Source organism: Streptomyces sp. D2-8 (genome assembly GCF_023184515.1).
Classification (GTDB): domain Bacteria; phylum Actinomycetota; class Actinomycetes; order Streptomycetales; family Streptomycetaceae; genus Streptomyces.
In genome coordinates this window covers 340,655-356,888 of sequence record NZ_JAAHBP010000001.1, presented here as the reverse complement: position 1 = coordinate 356,888, position 16,234 = coordinate 340,655, and the positions used below count along the sequence as shown (strand labels likewise).

Below are 16,234 nucleotides of genomic sequence, written 5' to 3'. Positions count from 1 at the left end.
CGCGGGGAGGGAGTCGGCCTCGACTACAGGCCCTCGCCGCGGCAGCTAAGGAGAAGCAGCCCGAAACGCATGATGCGCAGCATGCTAGCCGAGCCTCTCCCGGCGCGTGGGGTCGTATCAGTATGCGGGATTCGACGCACATACGGGACAAAAAGTGCGCTATACCACTTCGCCACGGAGCGTGAGGGCGCTTGTCCCCGTATTTCACCAATCATGGTGGCTACTAGTGACAGTTTCGTCACGCAGTGCAAGGGTGCCGGGCATGACGACTCACGGGGGCTTCGAGCCCGTCTTCTGCACCATCGTTCCGCCTCATGTCCTCGACAAGCTCGCCCAGGCCGAGGACCCCGCGCTCGCCGGTCCCGCCCGCCGCACCCTGCAGCGCGACGCCTTCGAGCGCACCCAGCGCCGCCTCACCACGGTCATCGGCGCGACCGCCGCCGCCGCGGGCGCCGACGGCAAGCCGCTGCGCACCGTCCACGACGCCCGGCACGGTACCGACCTGCCCGGCCACAAGGCCCGCGGGGAGGGCGACAAGCCCGGCAAGGACGCCACCGTCAACCGCGCCTACGCGGGTCTCGGCGCCACCTTCGAGCTGTTCCTCCACGCCTACCGGCGCGACTCGATCGACGGGAACGGCCTCCCGCTGAACGCGACGGTGCACTACGACCGCGACTACAACAACGCCTTCTGGAACGGCGAGCAGATGGTCTTCGGCGACGGGGACGGCGAGATCTTCCTCGACTTCACCATCCCGATCGACGTCATCGGCCACGAACTCGCGCACGGCGTCACGCAGTACACGGCCAACCTCACCTACTTCGGCCAGCCCGGCGCGCTCAACGAGTCCCTGTCGGACGTCTTCGGCGCCCTGATCAAGCAGTACACCCTCGGCCAGACCGCCGCCGAGGCCGACTGGCTGATCGGCGCGGGCCTGCTCGCCCCACGGGTGACGGGCACGGCGCTGCGCTCCATGAAGGAGCCGGGCACGGCGTACGACGACGACGTCCTCGGCAAGGACCCGCAGCCGGCGACGATGGACGACTTCGTCCGCACCGGCCGCGACAACGGTGGTGTCCACATCAACTCGGGCATCCCGAACCACGCCTTCTACCTCGCGGCCAAGGCCCTCGGCGGCCACGCCTGGGAGCGGGCCGGGCAGGTCTGGTACGACGTGCTGACCGGGGGCGAGCTGGGGCAGCAGGCGATGTTCACCGACTTCGCGACGCTCACCGTCAAGGCCGCCCGGGAGCGGTTCGGCGAGGGGGAGGAGCTGGACGCCGTGTCGAAGGCCTGGGAGCAGGTCGGGGTGCGGACCCTGTAGTTCCGTACTAGACAGGTGCCATGCGTATTCAGGTGCGGCGTACGGGCGGGTTCGCGGGCATCGAGCGGCATGCCGAGGTGGACACCTCGGGCCGACCCGACGCCCCCGAATGGCACACCCTGGCCGAGCAGGCCCTGGCCGCCGGCCGGAGCACGCCTCCGGTCGGGGTCCCGGACGGATTCGTCTACCAGCTCACGGTGGACGGGAGGACCGTGTACTGCGCGGATCCCCGGCTGACGGAGGAGCAGCGGAAGCTGATCTCGCGGGTGCTGAAGGAAGGGGCCTGACGGGTCCGCGTCACCGGCCGGGCAACAGCTCCTTCCCGCCCGGCCGTTGACTTCCGTTACCGCCGGTACGGATGATCCAGCACATGGCGACTGACGCAGGCAATCCGATCCCCCGCTTCCCGGCCGGCTTCCTCTGGGGCGTGTCCACCTCGGCGCACCAGATCGAGGGCGCCGCGGACGAGCGCGAGCCGTCCGTGTGGGACGCCTTCACGGCGGAGCCGGGGCGGGTGAAGGACGGCTCGACGGCGGCGGTGTCCTGCGATCACGTCCACCGCCACCGCGAGGACGTGGCCCTCCTGGCCGGTCTGGGCGTGGACGCCTACCGCTTCTCGGTCTCCTGGCCGCGGGTCCGGTCCGAGAAGGGCCTGGACTTCTACGACCGGCTGGTCGACGACCTGTGCGCGGTCGGCGTCCGCCCGGTGCCGACGCTGTTCCACTGGGACCTGCCCGCGGACCTGGACTGGCTGGAGCGGGACACGGCCGAGCGCTTCGCCGAGCACGTGTCGCTGGTCGCAGGCCGCCTCGGCGACCGCGTGACGAAGTGGATCACCCTGAACGAGCCCGCCGAGCACACCCTGCTGGGCCACGCCCTGGGCGTGCACGCACCGGGCAGGAAGCTGCTGTTCGACGCGCTGCCGGTCGCCCACCACCAGCTGCTGGCCCACGGCCTGGCCGTACGGGCCCTGCGCGCCTCGGGCGCCGCCGACATCGGCATCGCCAACTCGCACGGCCCGACCTGGGCGGCGTCGACCGAGGCGGCGGACGTGGACGCGGCCGAGTTCTACGACCTGCTGCTGAACCGCCTGTTCGCGGACCCGCTGCTGCTGGGCCGGTACCCGGACGGCATCGGCGAGCTGATGCCGGGGGACGTCGAGGCGGACCTGAAGGTGATCGCCGAGCCGCTCGACTGGTACGGGATCAACTACTACGCCCCGACCAGGGTGGGTGCGCCGCAGGGTGCGGAGATCGAGTTCGGCGGCGTCACCATGCCCGCCGAACTGCCCTTCTCCGTCCGGGAGATCAAGGGCCACCCGGTCACGGACTTCGGCTGGCCGGTCGTCCCCGAGGGCCTCACCGAACTCCTCACCGCCTTCCGCGACCGCTACGGCGACCGGCTCCCGCCCGTCGTCATCACCGAGAACGGCTGCTCGTACCCGGGCGTCGACGACCAGGACCGCATCGCCTACCTGGACGGCCATGTCCGGGCCCTGCACCGGGCGGTGGAGGCGGGCGTCGACGTGCGCGGCTACTTCGTGTGGTCCCTGCTCGACAACTTCGAGTGGGCGGAGGGCTACGCACGCCGCTTCGGCCTGGTCCACGTCGACTTCGACACCCTGGAGCGGACCCCGAAGGCGTCGTACCACTGGTACCGGGAGCTGCTGAGGGCGCAGGGAGGACCTACGGCTTGATGCCGACCCCGGTCCACAGGCTGACCTCGGCATCCGTCGGGGCGTCGCCCTCGGCGGGGTCGGGCCGCCAGCGGTGGCCCACGCTGACGCCCGGCTCCAGCAGGTCCAGGCCGTCGAAGAAGCGGGCGACCTCCTGCTGCGAGCGGAACCGCACCGGCGTGCCGGCCGAGGTGTAGATGTCGGTGACCTTCTGCCAGGTCGACGGGTCGAAGTCGGGCGTGCAGTGGCTCAGGGCCAGGGCGCTGCCCGAGGGCAGCACGTCGAGCAGGCGGCGCACGATGCCGTAGGGGTCCTGGGCGTCGGTGACGAAGTGCATCAGGGCGTTGAGGGACAGCGCGACCGGGCGGTTCAGGTCCAGGATCTCGGCCAGCTCGGGCGCGTCCAGCAGCGTCTGGGGGTCGTTGACGTCCGCCTCGATGTACGTGGTGCGGCCCTCGGACGTGCTGCGCATCAGACGCTCGGCGTACTTGAGGACGAGCGGGTCGTTGTCGGCGTAGACCACCCGGGCGTCCGGCACCACGGACTGAGCGACCTGGTGCAGGTTGGGCTCGGTGGGGATACCGGTGCCGATGTCCAGCCACTGGCGGATGCCGTGCTCACGGGCGAGGACACGGGTGGCGCGGTGCATGAAGGCCCGGTTCTCGCGGGCGCACACGAAGATGGCGGGGTAGGCCTCGGCGACCCTCTCGGCCGCCAGCTTGTCGACCTCGAAGTGGTCCTTGCCGCCGAGGTAGTAGTCGTACATGCGGGCCGAGTGCGGCCTGCTGGTGTCGATGTCCCGCGCGGCCTGCGAGGTGCTCATGGGGGGTGCCTCTCGGTGGGGGGTGGTGGTGCGAGTCGGTCCGGTGGGGTTCAGCGGGCCGTCAGGTGGTCGGCGAGGCCCTGCTTGACCCCCGTGACGAACGCGGTGATCTCCTCGGGCGTGTAGATCAGCGCGGGACCGGCGGGATCGGCCGACTGGCGCACCGCCACGCGGCCGTCGGCGAGCTGCTTCGTCTCCACGCACTGGCCCCCGTTGGGGCCGCTCCACGGACGCTCCCAGCCCTGCTCGCCGAGGTCCGACGCGGGCATCCCGTTGTAGACGGCGCCCTCGGTCACGGTCATGCGTACTCCTTCCGCATGCGGTTCAACAGCGCCTTGCTGTCCGCGGACGAGGTCTTCAGCGACAGCCGGTTGTGCGCCTCCAGATGGGCCACCACGTCCGCGCGCTGGTCGAGGTAGACGGAGGCGGAGAGGATCTCGCTGTAGACGATGTCGGGCAGCTCCCGCTCCTCGAACCGGAAGTAGGTGAAGGGCGCGCACGCCCCGACGTGGGCGCCCGCGCCGAACGGCACGATGTCGACGCTGACGTGATCCAGCTCGGACGCCTCCAGCAGCCGGTCGATCTGGTCCCGCATCACCTCCGGGCCGCCCACCACCCGGTGCAGCACGGCCTCCTCCATCACCACCCACAGCGTGGGCGCGTCCTGCCTGGTGAGCAGGCTCTGCCGGCGCAGCCGCAGCTCCACGCGCCGGTCGAGGTCGTCCTCGCCGTCGTTCGGGCAGCCGCCGCGCAGCACGGCACGCGCGTACCCGGGGGTCTGGAGCAGGCCCGTGACGTACTGCGGCTCATAGGTGCGCAGCGTCCGGGCGCCGGTCTCCAGGCTGACGTAGGCCGTGAACCAGGACGGCATCACGTCGCGGTAGGGGTGCCACCAGCCGGGCTCGTTGGCCCGCTCGGCGAGGGCGACGAACTCGTCGATCTCCTGCCGGCCCGCCCCGTAGGTCTCCAGCAGCTTCTCGACGTAGAGGATCTTCAGGCCGACCTCGGCCTTCTCCAGGCGGCGGATGGTCAGCGGCGTGACGCGCAGGGCCTTGGCGGCGTCGTCGAGGGACAGGCCCGCGCCCTGCCGGGCCTCCTGGAGCCGGCGGCCCAGGATCATGCGGAGAACGGTCGGGGCGCCGGCGCCGGTCCCTGATCGCGCGTCGCTCACGCCGTGCCTCCTGAGGGGTGGTCACTGCCGTTGATCCGGCGGGGACTTGAACGTGTCACCGGATCGTTTCGCCCGGGCGATACCGTCGTTCTGAAATTATCAGGGAGATGGTTGCAGCGTGAACTGCTCTACGAGCATAGTTACTTGTGTGACCAGGGTGCCGGAAGCATCAACTCCCCCCACCGGCCGTCCCCTTGCCCGCTCGCCCCTTCCTTGATTGCGCCCACCCCCCACGGAAGGCGATCGCCGTGTCCCCCCACACGACATCCACCCCCCGGTTCCTGGACGCGGTGCGCCCGGACCGCACCGACTGGCTGGAGCTGCCGCCGCAGCGGACCAGCGTCAGAGCCGCCCGTCACGCCCTGCGCACGCGGCTGGCCTCGTGGCAGGTGCCCGAAGAGGTGTGCGCGAACGCCGTGCTGCTCGTGTCCGAGCTGGTGACCAACGCCGTGCTGCACACGCTCAGCCAACGGATCCTGTGCGGCGTCCAGCTGATGACCGACGCGCGCTTCCGGCTGGAGGTCCACGACGGCGACCTCACGGGCCGCGGCATCCCCGAGCGCCACCCCGGCCTCGACGACGAGGGCGGCCGCGGCCTGCTGCTCGTACGGGAGATAGCCGACAGCTGGGGCATCACCCGCTCGGCCCTCACGGGCGGCAACGCGGTGTGGGCAAGCCTCGGGACGGCGTCCTAGCGCGGGGAGGGACCTCAGAACCCCAGCTTGCGCAACTGCCGCGGATCCCGCTGCCAGTCCTTCGCCACCTTGACATGCAGGTCGAGGAAGACCGGCGTGCCCAGCAGCGCCTCGATCTGCTTGCGGGACTTGATGCCGACCTCCTTCAGACGCTTGCCCTTGGGGCCGATGATGATGCCCTTCTGGCTGGGGCGCTCGATGTAGACGAAGGCGTGGATGTCGAGGAGGGGCTTGTCGGCGGGGCGGTCCTCGCGCGGGAGCATCTCCTCGACGACCACGGCGATGGAGTGCGGCAGCTCGTCGCGGACGCCCTCCAGGGCCGCCTCGCGGATCAGCTCGGCGATCATGACCTGCTCAGGCTCGTCGGTGAGGTCGCCCTCGGGGTAGAGGGCGGGACCCTCCGGGAGGAGCGGGACGAGCAGGTCGGCCAGCAGGTCCACCTGCTTGTCGGCGACCGCCGAGACGGGCACGATCTCGGCCCACTCGAAGCCCAGCTCCTTGCCGAGCTGGTCGATGGCGATCAGCTGTTCGGCGAGCACCTTGCTGTCGACGAGGTCGGTCTTGGTGACGATCGCGATCTTCGGCGTCTTCTTGATGGACGCCAGTTCCTTCGCGATGAAGCGATCACCCGGGCCGAGCTTCTCGTTCGCCGGCAGACAGAAACCGATCACGTCGACCTCGGCCCACGTCGTACGCACGACGTCGTTGAGCCGCTCGCCCAGCAGCGTGCGCGGCTTGTGCAGCCCCGGGGTGTCGACCAGGATCAGCTGCGCGTCCGGGCGGTGCACGATGCCCCGCACGGTGTGCCGCGTCGTCTGCGGCTGATTCGCCGTGATCGCCACCTTCTGGCCGACCAGAGCATTCGTGAGGGTGGACTTGCCCGCGTTGGGACGGCCCACGAAGCAGGCGAAGCCAGCCCTGTGGACAGCTCCGGCCGGCTCTTCGGATGACTGGGTACGAACGCTCATGCCGCCCATTCTCCCTGATCCCCGGAGCCGCCCCGCACCGGACGTCTCTGGTGAGCTTCTCGAAACCGTTCCTAGAGGCTGAGCGGGAGTGGGCCCTGCTGCCAGGGCTCATGCTCAGCCGGACGCCCCGAACGGTGTTGGGCGTCCTGGTCTCCCGCTTTCGCTTCGCGTCCGGCGCGCACGGATCGTGTCCGTGGTCCGGGGACGCGCGGGCGGGGTTCCTCACGTCCCGGGATACCGGATCTGGCCTGGACGGTCCGATGCCCCTGCTCATCACTCCGGTGAGCAGGGGGCGGCGCCGTCCTCCCCCAGTGCCTTAAGGGCCTGGGAGGTACCCCCAGCCGGATCGGGTGCCCCAGGGCGCGCCTGCCGATCGCCACGGCTGCCGCGTCGTGGCGAGTAGTCGTGCGGTTGTGGGTAGTAAGAGGTTTCTGCCAGTGCTGGGCGCCCCACCTGGAGGTGTAGGCGGGGTCGACGGCGACGACGGTGATGCCTAGCTCGGCCGCCATCGACACCAGCCGGGCCCGCAGCCTGGAGGTGGGCATGCCGGAGATCAGCTTGCGGAACTGCTTGCGGCGGCCGTGCTTCTCGCGGGTGGTCTCGGCGGTGAAGTCGAGGTCTTCGATCGAGGTGTACCGCGGCGCCGAGTACCAGGTCGACCTGGTACCGAAGGTCCGCATCGAGGTCGTCGTCGAGGACGCGGTCGCCGAGGACGTCATCGACGCGGTCGTGAAGGCCGCGCACACCGGCAAGATCGGCGACGGCAAGGTGTGGGCGGTGCCCGTCGACACGGTCGTGCGGGTGCGGACGGGCGAGCGCGGCCCCGACGCGCTCTGACACCGGGGCCGCGTCGCTGTCGGTCTCAGTCGAACACGAACGGGCCCGGCGACTGCGGCCCGGTCGCCGTGCAGGTGATGGTGATGCCGAAGACGGTCATCTTCAGCGAGCCGCCGAAGGCCTCCAGGCTGTCGCCGGAGGCCACGGTGCCGCTGAGGGGGCCGACCTCGACGGGGGCGCCGGCGGCCATCGCCGGGTTCTCCGTGCCGGCGAAGTCGACGGTGCCGCCGCCGCTCTTCACCAGGGTGAGGGTGGACGAGATCGAGTCCTCTCCCAGCGCGATGGGCGCCGTGATCGCGGAGGACTTGACGGTGAGGGTGGCGGCGGTGCCGTCCTGCGTGGCCGTGAGCGTGGCCTCGCCACTGCCGAAGGTGCCGCAGTCCGCGCTGATCGTCGCTGCCTGGGGGGTGACGGCGAGGGCTGCGGGGGCGAAGGCGAGGCCCGCGGCCGCGAGGGCCCCGGCCGCCAGTGCCGCACCTGCTCCGATTCGCTTGCATCTCATGGGATTCCGGCTCCCTTTCCGTGTGGGGGGACCGCTCGGCAGGTGAGTGCGGGCACGCTGCGCGAGAGCCGAACCTGACGGTCCGTCGGAACTTACGGTTCCATTGATGCGCGTGGGGCAGAGTGCGGCAAGGTTGAAAACCGGCCTAATTACCGGCGGTTACAGCGAAGTTCGGCCAGCGGTGACCGTGGTCCGGACCGTTCCGTCGGGACCGGCCACCAGCACCGGCGTCTCGGCACTGCCGAGGTCCCGCACCGCCGCCAGGTCCTCCGCGGACGCGGTCTCCGCCTCCGTCACGACCGCCGCCGCCTCCAGCGACCGTGCGCCCGAGGCCACCGCCATCGCCACCGCCGTCCGCAGAGCACTGAGCTTCAGGGAGTCGAGGGCCACGGTGCCCGCGACATAGGTGCGTCCGGTCTCGTCCCGTACGGCCGCGCCCTCCGGCACGCCGTTGCGGGCCCGCGCGGAACGGGCCAGGGTGACGATCTTGCGGTCCTCGGGGTCGAGCGCGCTGCTGTCGGTCATGATCCGAGCATACGTAAGCGTCAGGGGCGGTCGAGGCGGAGGCGGTCCGCTCGCGGCAGGCCCGCGACGACCAGGTCGTAGGAGTCCTCGATGAGCTCCCGGACCAGCTGGTCCGGGAGCTCGCCGTCGGCCGTGACCGTGTTCCAGTGGCGCTTGTTCATGTGCCAGCCGGGGACCACGAGGCCCTCGTGCTCGCCGCGGAGGCGGACCGCCTCGTCCGGGTCGCACTTGAGGTTGACCTTCAGGGGGCGCGCGTCGAGGTGCGACAGGGCGAACAGCTTGCCCTGCACCTTGAAGACCGAGATCTCCGGGCTGAACGGAAAGTCCTCCACCGCTGCGTTGAAGGACAGGCAGAACGCGCGCAGTTCCTGCGGGGTCATTCCGGCTTCTCCTCCTCGGCCGGGTCCGCCGGGCCCACCGGCTCCGCCAGCACCGTCACGATCTTGTTCCGGCGACCGGCCGCCGCCTCCGCGGTCAGGCGCAGCTCCCGGCCGTCGGGCAGGCCGACGACGGACGAGGCACCCGCGATGGGGACCCGCCCCAGCGCCTTCGCCAGCAGGCCGCCGACCGTCTCGACGTCCTCGTCGTCGAACTCCTCCAGGCCGTACAGCTCGCCCAGGTCTGAGATGTCGAGGCGGGCGGTGACGCGGAAGCGGTCCCCGCCCAGCTCCTCGATCGGCGGCAGTTCACGGTCGTACTCGTCGGTGATCTCGCCGACGATCTCCTCGAGGATGTCCTCGATGGTGACGATGCCGGCCGTGCCGCCGTACTCGTCGATGACGACGGCGACGTGGTTGCGTTCCTTCTGCATCTCGCGCAGCAGGTCGCCGGCGTTCTTGGTGTCGGGCACGAAGAACGCGGGGCGCATGGCCGTCGACACCTGCTCGGACTCGGCGTCGCGGCTGATGTGCGTCTTGCGGACCAGGTCCTTCAGATACACGATGCCGACGATGTCGTCCTCGCTCTCACCGGTCACCGGAATGCGCGAGAAGCCGGAGCGCAGGGCGAGGGTGAGGGCCTGTCGGATGGTCTTGAAGCGCTCGATCACCACCAGGTCCGTGCGCGGCACCATGACCTCGCGGACGAGGGTGTCGCCCAGCTCGAAGACGGAGTGCACCATGCGGCGCTCGTCGTCCTCGATGAGCGACTCCTTCTCGGCGAGGTCGACCAGTGCGCGCAGCTCCGCCTCGGAGGCGAAGGGGCCGCGGCGGAAGCCCTTGCCGGGGGTGAGCGCGTTGCCGATGAGGATCAGCAGCGACGGGATCGGGCCCATGATCCGGGCCAGCGGCACCAGGACGTACGCCGAGACCGTCGCGGTGTTCAGAGGGTGCTGGCGGCCGATGGTGCGCGGGGAGACGCCGACGGCGACGTACGACACGAGGACCATGACCGCGATGGCGACCAGGAGGGCCTCGGTGGTGCCGTCGAACTCCTTGAGGCAGCCGTAGGTGATCAGCGCGGCGGCGGCCATCTCGCAGGCGACGCGGACCAGCAGCGCCACGTTGAGGTAGCGGGTCGGGTCGGCGGCGACCTGGGAGAGCTTGGCGCCGCCGCGGCGGCCGGAGCGCACGGCCTCCTCGGCGCGGAAGCTGGAGACGCGCGCGAGGCCCGCCTCCGCGCAGGCGGCGAGCCAGGCCACGACGACCAGGGCGATGGCGCCCAGGACGAGTTGCGGACTCATCGGCGGCGCTACGAGACCGTCGGCGCCGGGGAGGGGCCGGTCAGGCCCCGCTCCGAGCGCCAGCCGTCCACGATGGCCGCCTGGAGGCCGAACATCTCGGCCTTCTCGTCCGGTTCCTCGTGGTCGTAGCCCAGCAGGTGCAGCACGCCATGGACGGTGAGGAGCTGGAGCTCCTCGTCCATGGAGTGCTGCGTGTCGGCCTCGGCCCCCTGCTTGGTGGCCACTTCGGGGCACAGCACGATGTCGCCGAGCAGCCCCTGCGGCGGCTCGTCGTCGTCCTTGGAGGGCGGCCGCAGCTCGTCCATCGGGAAGGACATGACATCCGTGGGACCCGGGAGGTCCATCCACTGGATGTGGAGCTGCTCCATGGCGTCGGCGTCCACGACGATCACCGAGAGCTCGGAGAGCGGGTGGATGCGCATCCGAGCGAGCGCATAGCGGGCGATGTCGAGGATCGCCTGCTCGTCGACCTCGGTGCCGGACTCGTTGTTGACGTCGATCGACATGGTGTTGTGCTTGCTACTTCCCCTTGTGGCCGGACTTGCCGCGGCTCTTGTGCGCGCCGTTCTGGGTGCCGTGCGTGGTGTCGTACTTCTCGTACGCGTCGACGATACGGCCCACCAGCTTGTGCCGGACGACGTCCTGGGACGACAGCCGGGAGAAGTGGACGTCGTCCACGCCCTCCAGGATCTCCTGCACCTGCCGCAGACCGCTCTTCGTCCCGTCCGGGAGGTCGACCTGCGTCACGTCACCCGTGATCACGATCTTCGACTCGAAGCCGAGGCGGGTGAGGAACATCTTCATCTGCTCGGGGGAGGTGTTCTGAGCCTCGTCGAGGATGATGAAAGCGTCATTGAGGGTCCTGCCACGCATGTACGCCAGCGGCGCGACCTCGATGGTGCCCGCCGCCATCAGCCGCGGGATCGAGTCCGGGTCGAGCATGTCGTGCAGCGCGTCGTAGAGCGGGCGCAGGTACGGGTCGATCTTCTCGTAGAGCGTGCCCGGGAGGAAGCCGAGGCGCTCTCCGGCCTCGACCGCGGGGCGGGTCAGGATGATGCGGTTGACCTGCTTGGACTGCAGGGCCTGCACCGCCTTGGCCATCGCCAGGTACGTCTTGCCGGTGCCCGCGGGGCCGATGCCGAAGACGATCGTGTGCTTGTCGATCGCGTCCACGTAGCGCTTCTGGTTGAGCGTCTTGGGGCGGATCGTGCGGCCGCGCGAGGACAGGATGTTCTGCGTGAGCACCTCGGCCGGGGTCTCCTGGCCGTCGCTCTCGCCGTTGTCGCTCGCCTTCAGCATGGCGATCGAGCGTTCCACTGCGTCCTCCGTCATCGGCTGCCCGGTGCGGAGCACCAGCATCATCTCGTCGAACACGCGCGAAATGAGGGCGACGTCCTTCGGGTCGCCGACCGCGCTGATCTCGTTGCCCCGGACGTGGATGTCGGCCGCCGGGAAGGCCTTCTCGATCACGCGCAGGAGGCTGTCGCCGGACCCCAGCACGGTCACCATGGGGTGCTGGGCGGGGACGGTGAGCTGCGCTCTCGCCTGCTCCTGCGCGGGGGTGTGAGCTGTCGATGATTGAGTCATGGGCCGGCGCTTAAGGCCTGCGTTTCCTCCTCGTCACGGCCGCACAGCTGAGGGCGGCCTCGCGATTCCCAGGGTACGACGGGGAAGTGACAACGCCGTAGGGGTTTTGGGGGGCGGGGTTTCCGCAAGGCCTCACGCCGAGCGGCGGAAGCCGATGGTGGGGACGGCCCGCCGCAGCGGCCAGGGCCTGTCCAGCTCCTCCGACACGAGCCCCGCCAGGAACCCGTATCGCTCCAGTGCCACCGGCGACTGCCCCTCGACCGACTGGACCTTCCGCCACCACGCCGCGATCTCCGACCACCCCGGCGCCGACAGCGACCCGCCGAACTCCTGCACCGACAGCGCCGCCGTCAGACCGGCGAAGGCCAGCCGGTCGGCCAGCGGCCAGTCCGCCAGGGTCCCGGCCACGAACCCGGCGACGAACACGTCTCCGGCCCCGGTCGGATCGAGCGCCTCGACCGCGATGGCCGGAACCTCCGCCGTCTCCCCCGTTCGCCGGTCCACCGCATACGCCCCGTCCGCCCCCAGGGTGACCACCGCGAGCGGCACGTAGTCGGTCAGGGCGTGCGCGGCGGCCCGGGGGCAGTCCTCGCCCGTGTACCGCATCGCCTCCTGCGCGTTCGGCAGGAACGCCTCGCAGTGCCGCAGGTCGGGCAGGGCCGCCAGATCCCACGCCCCGGTGTCGTCCCAGCCGACGTCGCCGAACACCCGGGTGCCGTTGCTCGCGGCCTGGGCGATCCAGGGCGCGCGCACGCCGGGCGCGAGGGAGGCGACGGCGGCACGCGCGCGTGAGGGGCAGGCGGGCGCGGGCTTCTCGGGCGGCGGTTCGTGGCCGTGCGAGACCATCGTGCGCTCGCCCTCGTAGGCCATGGAGACGGTCACCGGGGAGTGCCAGCCGGGCACCGTGCGCGACGGGGAGAGGTCGATGCCCTCGCCGTGCTCCAGGGCGTCCCAGCAGTAGTCGCCGTAGTGGTCGTCGCCGAAGGCGGCCGCGAGGGAGGTGCGCAGGCCGAGGCGGGCCAGGGCGGTCGCCATGTTGGCGACGCCGCCGGGGCTCGACCCCATCCCGCGGGCCCAGGACTCCGTCCCGCGCACCGGGGCGGAGTCGAGCCCGGTGAAGATGATGTCGAGGAAGACGGTGCCGGTGAGGTAGACGTCCCAGGGCGGGTCGTCCGGTGTGCGCAGCGGGGCGAGGGGATCGACCTGGCTCTGGCGGTGCGATCCCTTTCCGGCCGGGCCCTTTCCTGCCGGGGCGGTGGACGCGATCACGATGCGCTCCCTGACGTGGTGCGGATCAGGCCAGTCTGCACCACATCACTGACAAGGTGACGCCGATCACGCCGGACCCGTCGGTCCCGTCAGCTCGCGGCAGGCCCTCGCGCGCCCCCCGTCCCGGCGGACGCGGGCACTACCAGCGGGGCATCGCGGGTGTCACCCACTCCGGGTCGGCGATCCGCATCGCGGCCGCGTCGTCGCGGTCCCGCAGAGTGCCGTCGTCGTCCAGCCACCGCTGGTGCAGTGCGGCCAGCCGCTCGCGGTCGAGCTCCACACCGAGGCCGGGCGCGTCGGACACGGCGACCTCGCCGCCCTCGAAGGTGAGCCGCTCGGTGAGGACGTCCTCCGACTGCCAGGGGTAGTGGGAGTCGCAGGCGTGGTGGAGGTTCGGGACGGTGGCCGCCACGTGGGTCATCGCGGCCAGCGAGATGCCCAGGTGGGTGTTGGAGTGCATGGACACACCGACGCCGAAGGTGCGGCAGACGGCGGCGAGCTGCTGGGTGTTGCGCAGGCCGCCCCAGTAGTGGTGATCGGAGAGCACTACCTGTACAGCGCCCCGGGTGAAGGCCTCCTGGATCTCGGCGAAGGTCGTCACGCACATGTTGGTGGCGAGCGGCACCCCGGCCCGCTCGGCGACCTCGGCCATGGCGGGCGTGCCGAGCGCCGGGTCCTCCAGGTACTCCAGGACGTCCCCGAGCTCCCGGGCCACCTTCACGGACGTCTCCACGGACCAGGCGCCGTTCGGGTCGAGCCGCAGCGGATGCCCCGGGAAGGCCTCGGCGAGCGCCCGTACGGCCGCGATCTCCTCGTCGGGCGGGAAGACGCCGCCCTTGAGCTTGAAGGAGGTGAAGCCGTAGCGCTCCGTGAACCGCCGGGCCTGTTCCACCACCCCCGCCGGGTCGACCGCTGCGCCCCAGTCGTCCTTCTCGGCCTGCACGCCCTCGGGGTGGTGGGCCCACTTGTAGAACAGGTACGCGCTGTACTCGACGGCGTCGCGGACCTTGCCGCCGAGCAGGGTGTGCACGGGCAGTCCGAGCGCCTTGCCGAGGGCGTCGAGGCAAGCGACCTCGAAGCCGGAGACGACGGACAGCCGCAGCTTGTCGGCGGTCTGGACACCGCGCAGCCCGCCGACGTCGACGGCGTTCTCCACGCGGGAGGCGTCGACCGCGACCTGGTCCGCCACCGTGAACAGGCCGTTCAGATCGCTGACCTGGCGCCCCTTCAGCCGCTCGGCGAAGGGCCGGGCCAGGTCCAGGTACTTGGCGTCGCCGTAGGTCTCCCCCACGCCGGTGATGCCGTCGGCCGTGACGACCTCGACGATCAACCGGGGGGTGTACGGCTGGTGCACGCCCTGGGTGTTCAGCAGCGGCGGGTCCGCGACCAGGATCGGCGTCAGCCGTACGTCGGTGATGGTGAGGTTCACGGGGCGGCTCCTACGAGGTCGAGTCCGGTGGTGAGGACGGCGGCGAGGTGTCGCAGCGCGGCCACCATCGATCCGGCGCGGCCGGCTCCCCATGCAGACGTCATCTACATACGAGAATGATGATTGAGCATGTGAACGTCAACCGCCGTGATGCGGGAGATCCGGACGAAGGCCGAGGCGACCGTTCCGACGGGGTACGGATCGGTGCACCGGCGCTGGCGAAAGCACCGTGGACGCCTGACGAAAGGCGCTTGTTTACCCGGGCTTCACCACCCCAAACGCAACGTGCTCCAGATCACACGCCCCGGGTTCCCGTGTCCGACTACGTGCTTGATACAAATTGCTCGCGCGTTCCTGTCCGTCGACGGTCGTCGCCCCATCCCCCCTTTCCCCCGCTCCTTTCGCATGCCCTGGGAACGCCCGTGTTCGCCCCCCGCACCACTCCCTGGCCCCTCGTCGCCCTTTTCACGGCCGGGTACCTCGCTCCGTATCTGCTGCCCACCACCGTCGGCAGACTCGACTCGGACCTTCCGCTCTCCGCCACGCAGGCCGGTGCCGTCGGCAGCGCCCTGCTGCTGAGTTCGGCCGCCGCCGGATTCGTCCTGGCCTCCCGGGTCGAACGGGTCGGAGCCCGCACCCTCGCCCGGCTCGGCCTCGCCCTGGCCCTGCTCGGCTACGGCGGTGCCGCCCTGACCACCGCGATTCCCGCTGTCGTCGCCGGCGCGATCGTCGGCGGGTTCGGCTCCGGCACTGCCACCACCGTCGCCGCGACCCTCATCGCCGGGCAAAAGGATCCGCACCGGGCCTCCACGGCCGGACTGCTCACCGTCTCCGCCCTCGCGGGCGCCGTGTATCTGACGGTGCCGCACCTCGGCCCGGGGCACGGTCTGCCCCTGGCCGCGATCGCCCTCACGGCCCTGGCGGTCTGGCCGCTCACCGGCCGCCTCCCCGTCGCCACGCCCGTCGCGCCCACCCGGCAGCACAAGGCCCGGCTGCCGCACGCCCGTTCGGGGCTGGTGCTGGCCGCCGCCATGGTGTGCTGGTCGCTCGCCCAGAACTCCCTGTGGGGCGTGAGCGGACGCATCGGCCTGGAGCAGGCGCACCTCGGCGAGGCCACCGTCGGCGCCGTCTTCGCCCTCGGACTGGGCGCCGGCCTGACCGGAGTCCTCGCGGCGGGCGCCCTCGGGGCCCGCCTCGGACGCGCCGTGCCCATCGGCGGCGGCACGGTCCTCATCGCCGCCTGCATCGCGCTCAGCGCCTCCGCGACCGACCTGGGGAGCTTCGCGGCCGGCGAGATCGCCTGGAACACGCTCTACCCGGTGGTGCTGTCGTACCTCATCGGGCTCGCCGCCTCGCTCGATCCGCGCGGCCGCTGGGCGGTGCTGGTCGGCTCGGCCTCCTCGCTGGGCACGGCCGCCGGGCCGCTGACCGGCAGTGTGCTGTCGGCGCAGGCCGGGTTCCCGGTCATGGGCGCGGTCCTCGGCGCCGGACTGCTGGTGATCGCCCTGCCGATGACCGCCGTCGCCCTGCACACCGGCGGACGCCCGCTGCTGCCCGGCGCGATCCGCCGCCGCGGCGGTCACCCGGCCGCCCTGGTCGCCGCCGCCACGGGCACGCCCAGCGGCGCTATCCCCGAGATCGGCGCCCCGGAGCAGCCGGTGGTGGAGATCTCCGTGGAGGCCGCCGCCGTCCCCGCCCAGCGTGCCTACGACAAGGCGGGGTCGGAGTTCTTCTGAGGTCTGCGAAGA

The 16,234-nt window shown here is 71.1% G+C and carries 17 protein-coding genes and 2 pseudogenes; 6 read left to right on the top strand and 13 right to left on the bottom strand.

The genetic code is table 11. The features are described from left to right. Nucleotides 1–262 precede the first annotated feature (262 nt). The 3 genes from G3I77_RS01555 (at nucleotide 263) to G3I77_RS01545 (ending at nucleotide 3,020) form a co-directional block, all read left to right on the top strand. Complete coding sequence (locus G3I77_RS01555) at nucleotides 263–1,324, top strand: M4 family metallopeptidase (protein ID WP_248500577.1); 1,062 nt, start codon at nucleotides 263–265, stop codon at nucleotides 1,322–1,324. Nucleotides 1,325–1,344: 20 nt separating this feature from the next. Beyond that, entirely contained in the window at nucleotides 1,345–1,611 is a 267-nt protein-coding gene (locus G3I77_RS01550; protein ID WP_248500576.1) for a protealysin inhibitor emfourin, read from the top strand. An 83-nt stretch (nucleotides 1,612–1,694) separates the two neighbouring features. Then, a complete protein-coding gene (locus tag G3I77_RS01545; protein WP_248500575.1) occupies nucleotides 1,695–3,020 on the top strand; it encodes a GH1 family beta-glucosidase in 1,326 nt (441 codons plus the stop codon). On the opposite strand, the gene G3I77_RS01540 is transcribed toward G3I77_RS01545, so the two are convergent. Genes G3I77_RS01540 through G3I77_RS01530 form a run of 3 tightly spaced genes read right to left on the bottom strand, consistent with a single transcriptional unit; the run spans nucleotide 3,010 to nucleotide 4,993 of the window. Beyond that, nucleotides 3,010–3,822, bottom strand: coding sequence for an SAM-dependent methyltransferase (locus tag G3I77_RS01540; RefSeq protein ID WP_248500574.1), 813 nt, complete (start codon nucleotides 3,820–3,822; stop codon nucleotides 3,010–3,012). The genes G3I77_RS01545 and G3I77_RS01540 overlap by 11 nt on opposite strands. Nucleotides 3,823–3,872: 50 nt before the next feature. Continuing rightward, the gene (locus tag G3I77_RS01535; RefSeq protein ID WP_031131025.1) at nucleotides 3,873–4,124 is read right to left on the bottom strand and encodes a DUF397 domain-containing protein; all 252 of its coding nucleotides are present in this window, start codon (nucleotides 4,122–4,124) and stop codon (nucleotides 3,873–3,875) included. Beyond that, complete coding sequence (locus tag G3I77_RS01530) at nucleotides 4,121–4,993, bottom strand: helix-turn-helix transcriptional regulator (protein ID WP_248500573.1); 873 nt, start codon at nucleotides 4,991–4,993, stop codon at nucleotides 4,121–4,123. The genes G3I77_RS01535 and G3I77_RS01530 overlap by 4 nt, the downstream gene beginning before the upstream one ends. 248 nt (nucleotides 4,994–5,241) lie before the next feature. Between G3I77_RS01530 and G3I77_RS01525 the strand changes: the two genes are divergently transcribed. Next, on the top strand, nucleotides 5,242–5,688 hold the full coding sequence (locus G3I77_RS01525; protein ID WP_248500572.1) for an ATP-binding protein: 447 nt from the start codon (nucleotides 5,242–5,244) through the stop codon (nucleotides 5,686–5,688). A 14-nt stretch (nucleotides 5,689–5,702) separates the two neighbouring features. Here the strand turns inward: G3I77_RS01525 and era are convergent, their stop codons facing one another. After that, entirely contained in the window at nucleotides 5,703–6,665 is a 963-nt protein-coding gene (era, locus tag G3I77_RS01520; RefSeq protein ID WP_248500571.1) for a GTPase Era, read from the bottom strand. 62 nt (nucleotides 6,666–6,727) lie between these two features. Continuing rightward, nucleotides 6,728–7,285: pseudogene (locus G3I77_RS01515) on the bottom strand (hypothetical protein); the annotation flags it as partial. Between G3I77_RS01515 and G3I77_RS01510 the strand changes: the two are divergent. Next, nucleotides 7,278–7,493, top strand: a pseudogene (locus G3I77_RS01510) (P-II family nitrogen regulator); the annotation flags it as partial. The pseudogenes G3I77_RS01515 and G3I77_RS01510 sit on opposite strands and share 8 nt — an antisense overlap. A 25-nt stretch (nucleotides 7,494–7,518) precedes the next feature. On the opposite strand, the gene G3I77_RS01505 reads toward G3I77_RS01510, so the two are convergent. The 8 genes from G3I77_RS01505 to G3I77_RS01470 all read right to left on the bottom strand — a co-directional run bounded on the left by G3I77_RS01505 (nucleotide 7,519) and on the right by G3I77_RS01470 (nucleotide 14,486). Then, nucleotides 7,519–7,995: a hypothetical protein gene (locus G3I77_RS01505; protein ID WP_248500570.1), complete on the bottom strand. Its 477-nt coding sequence runs from the start codon at nucleotides 7,993–7,995 to the stop codon at nucleotides 7,519–7,521. 159 nt (nucleotides 7,996–8,154) lie between these two features. Then, nucleotides 8,155–8,520, bottom strand: coding sequence for a cytidine deaminase (locus G3I77_RS01500; RefSeq protein ID WP_248500569.1), 366 nt, complete (start codon nucleotides 8,518–8,520; stop codon nucleotides 8,155–8,157). 20 nt (nucleotides 8,521–8,540) lie between these two features. After that, the gene (locus tag G3I77_RS01495; RefSeq protein ID WP_248500568.1) at nucleotides 8,541–8,900 is read right to left on the bottom strand and encodes an MmcQ/YjbR family DNA-binding protein; all 360 of its coding nucleotides are present in this window, start codon (nucleotides 8,898–8,900) and stop codon (nucleotides 8,541–8,543) included. Continuing rightward, nucleotides 8,897–10,201 (bottom strand): hemolysin family protein, encoded by a 1,305-nt coding sequence (locus tag G3I77_RS01490; protein ID WP_248500567.1) that lies wholly within the window; start codon nucleotides 10,199–10,201, stop codon nucleotides 8,897–8,899. The genes G3I77_RS01495 and G3I77_RS01490 overlap by 4 nt, the downstream gene beginning before the upstream one ends. Nucleotides 10,202–10,209: 8 nt before the next feature. Further along, entirely contained in the window at nucleotides 10,210–10,707 is a 498-nt protein-coding gene (gene ybeY / locus G3I77_RS01485; protein ID WP_248500566.1) for an rRNA maturation RNase YbeY, read from the bottom strand. A gap of 13 nt (nucleotides 10,708–10,720) precedes the next feature. Further along, nucleotides 10,721–11,788 (bottom strand): PhoH family protein, encoded by a 1,068-nt coding sequence (locus tag G3I77_RS01480; protein WP_248500565.1) that lies wholly within the window; start codon nucleotides 11,786–11,788, stop codon nucleotides 10,721–10,723. Nucleotides 11,789–11,920: 132 nt separating this feature from the next. Beyond that, nucleotides 11,921–13,057, bottom strand: a complete 1,137-nt coding sequence (locus G3I77_RS01475; RefSeq protein ID WP_248500564.1) for a PfkB family carbohydrate kinase — start codon at nucleotides 13,055–13,057, stop codon at nucleotides 11,921–11,923. A gap of 139 nt (nucleotides 13,058–13,196) precedes the next feature. Continuing rightward, the gene (locus tag G3I77_RS01470) at nucleotides 13,197–14,486 is read right to left on the bottom strand and encodes a glucarate dehydratase family protein (RefSeq protein ID WP_248500563.1); all 1,290 of its coding nucleotides are present in this window, start codon (nucleotides 14,484–14,486) and stop codon (nucleotides 13,197–13,199) included. 422 nt (nucleotides 14,487–14,908) lie between these two features. On the opposite strand from G3I77_RS01470, the gene G3I77_RS01465 reads away from it, so the two are divergent. Beyond that, a complete protein-coding gene (locus G3I77_RS01465; protein ID WP_248500562.1) occupies nucleotides 14,909–16,222 on the top strand; it encodes an MFS transporter in 1,314 nt (437 codons plus the stop codon). Nucleotides 16,223–16,234: the final 12 nt, after the last annotated feature.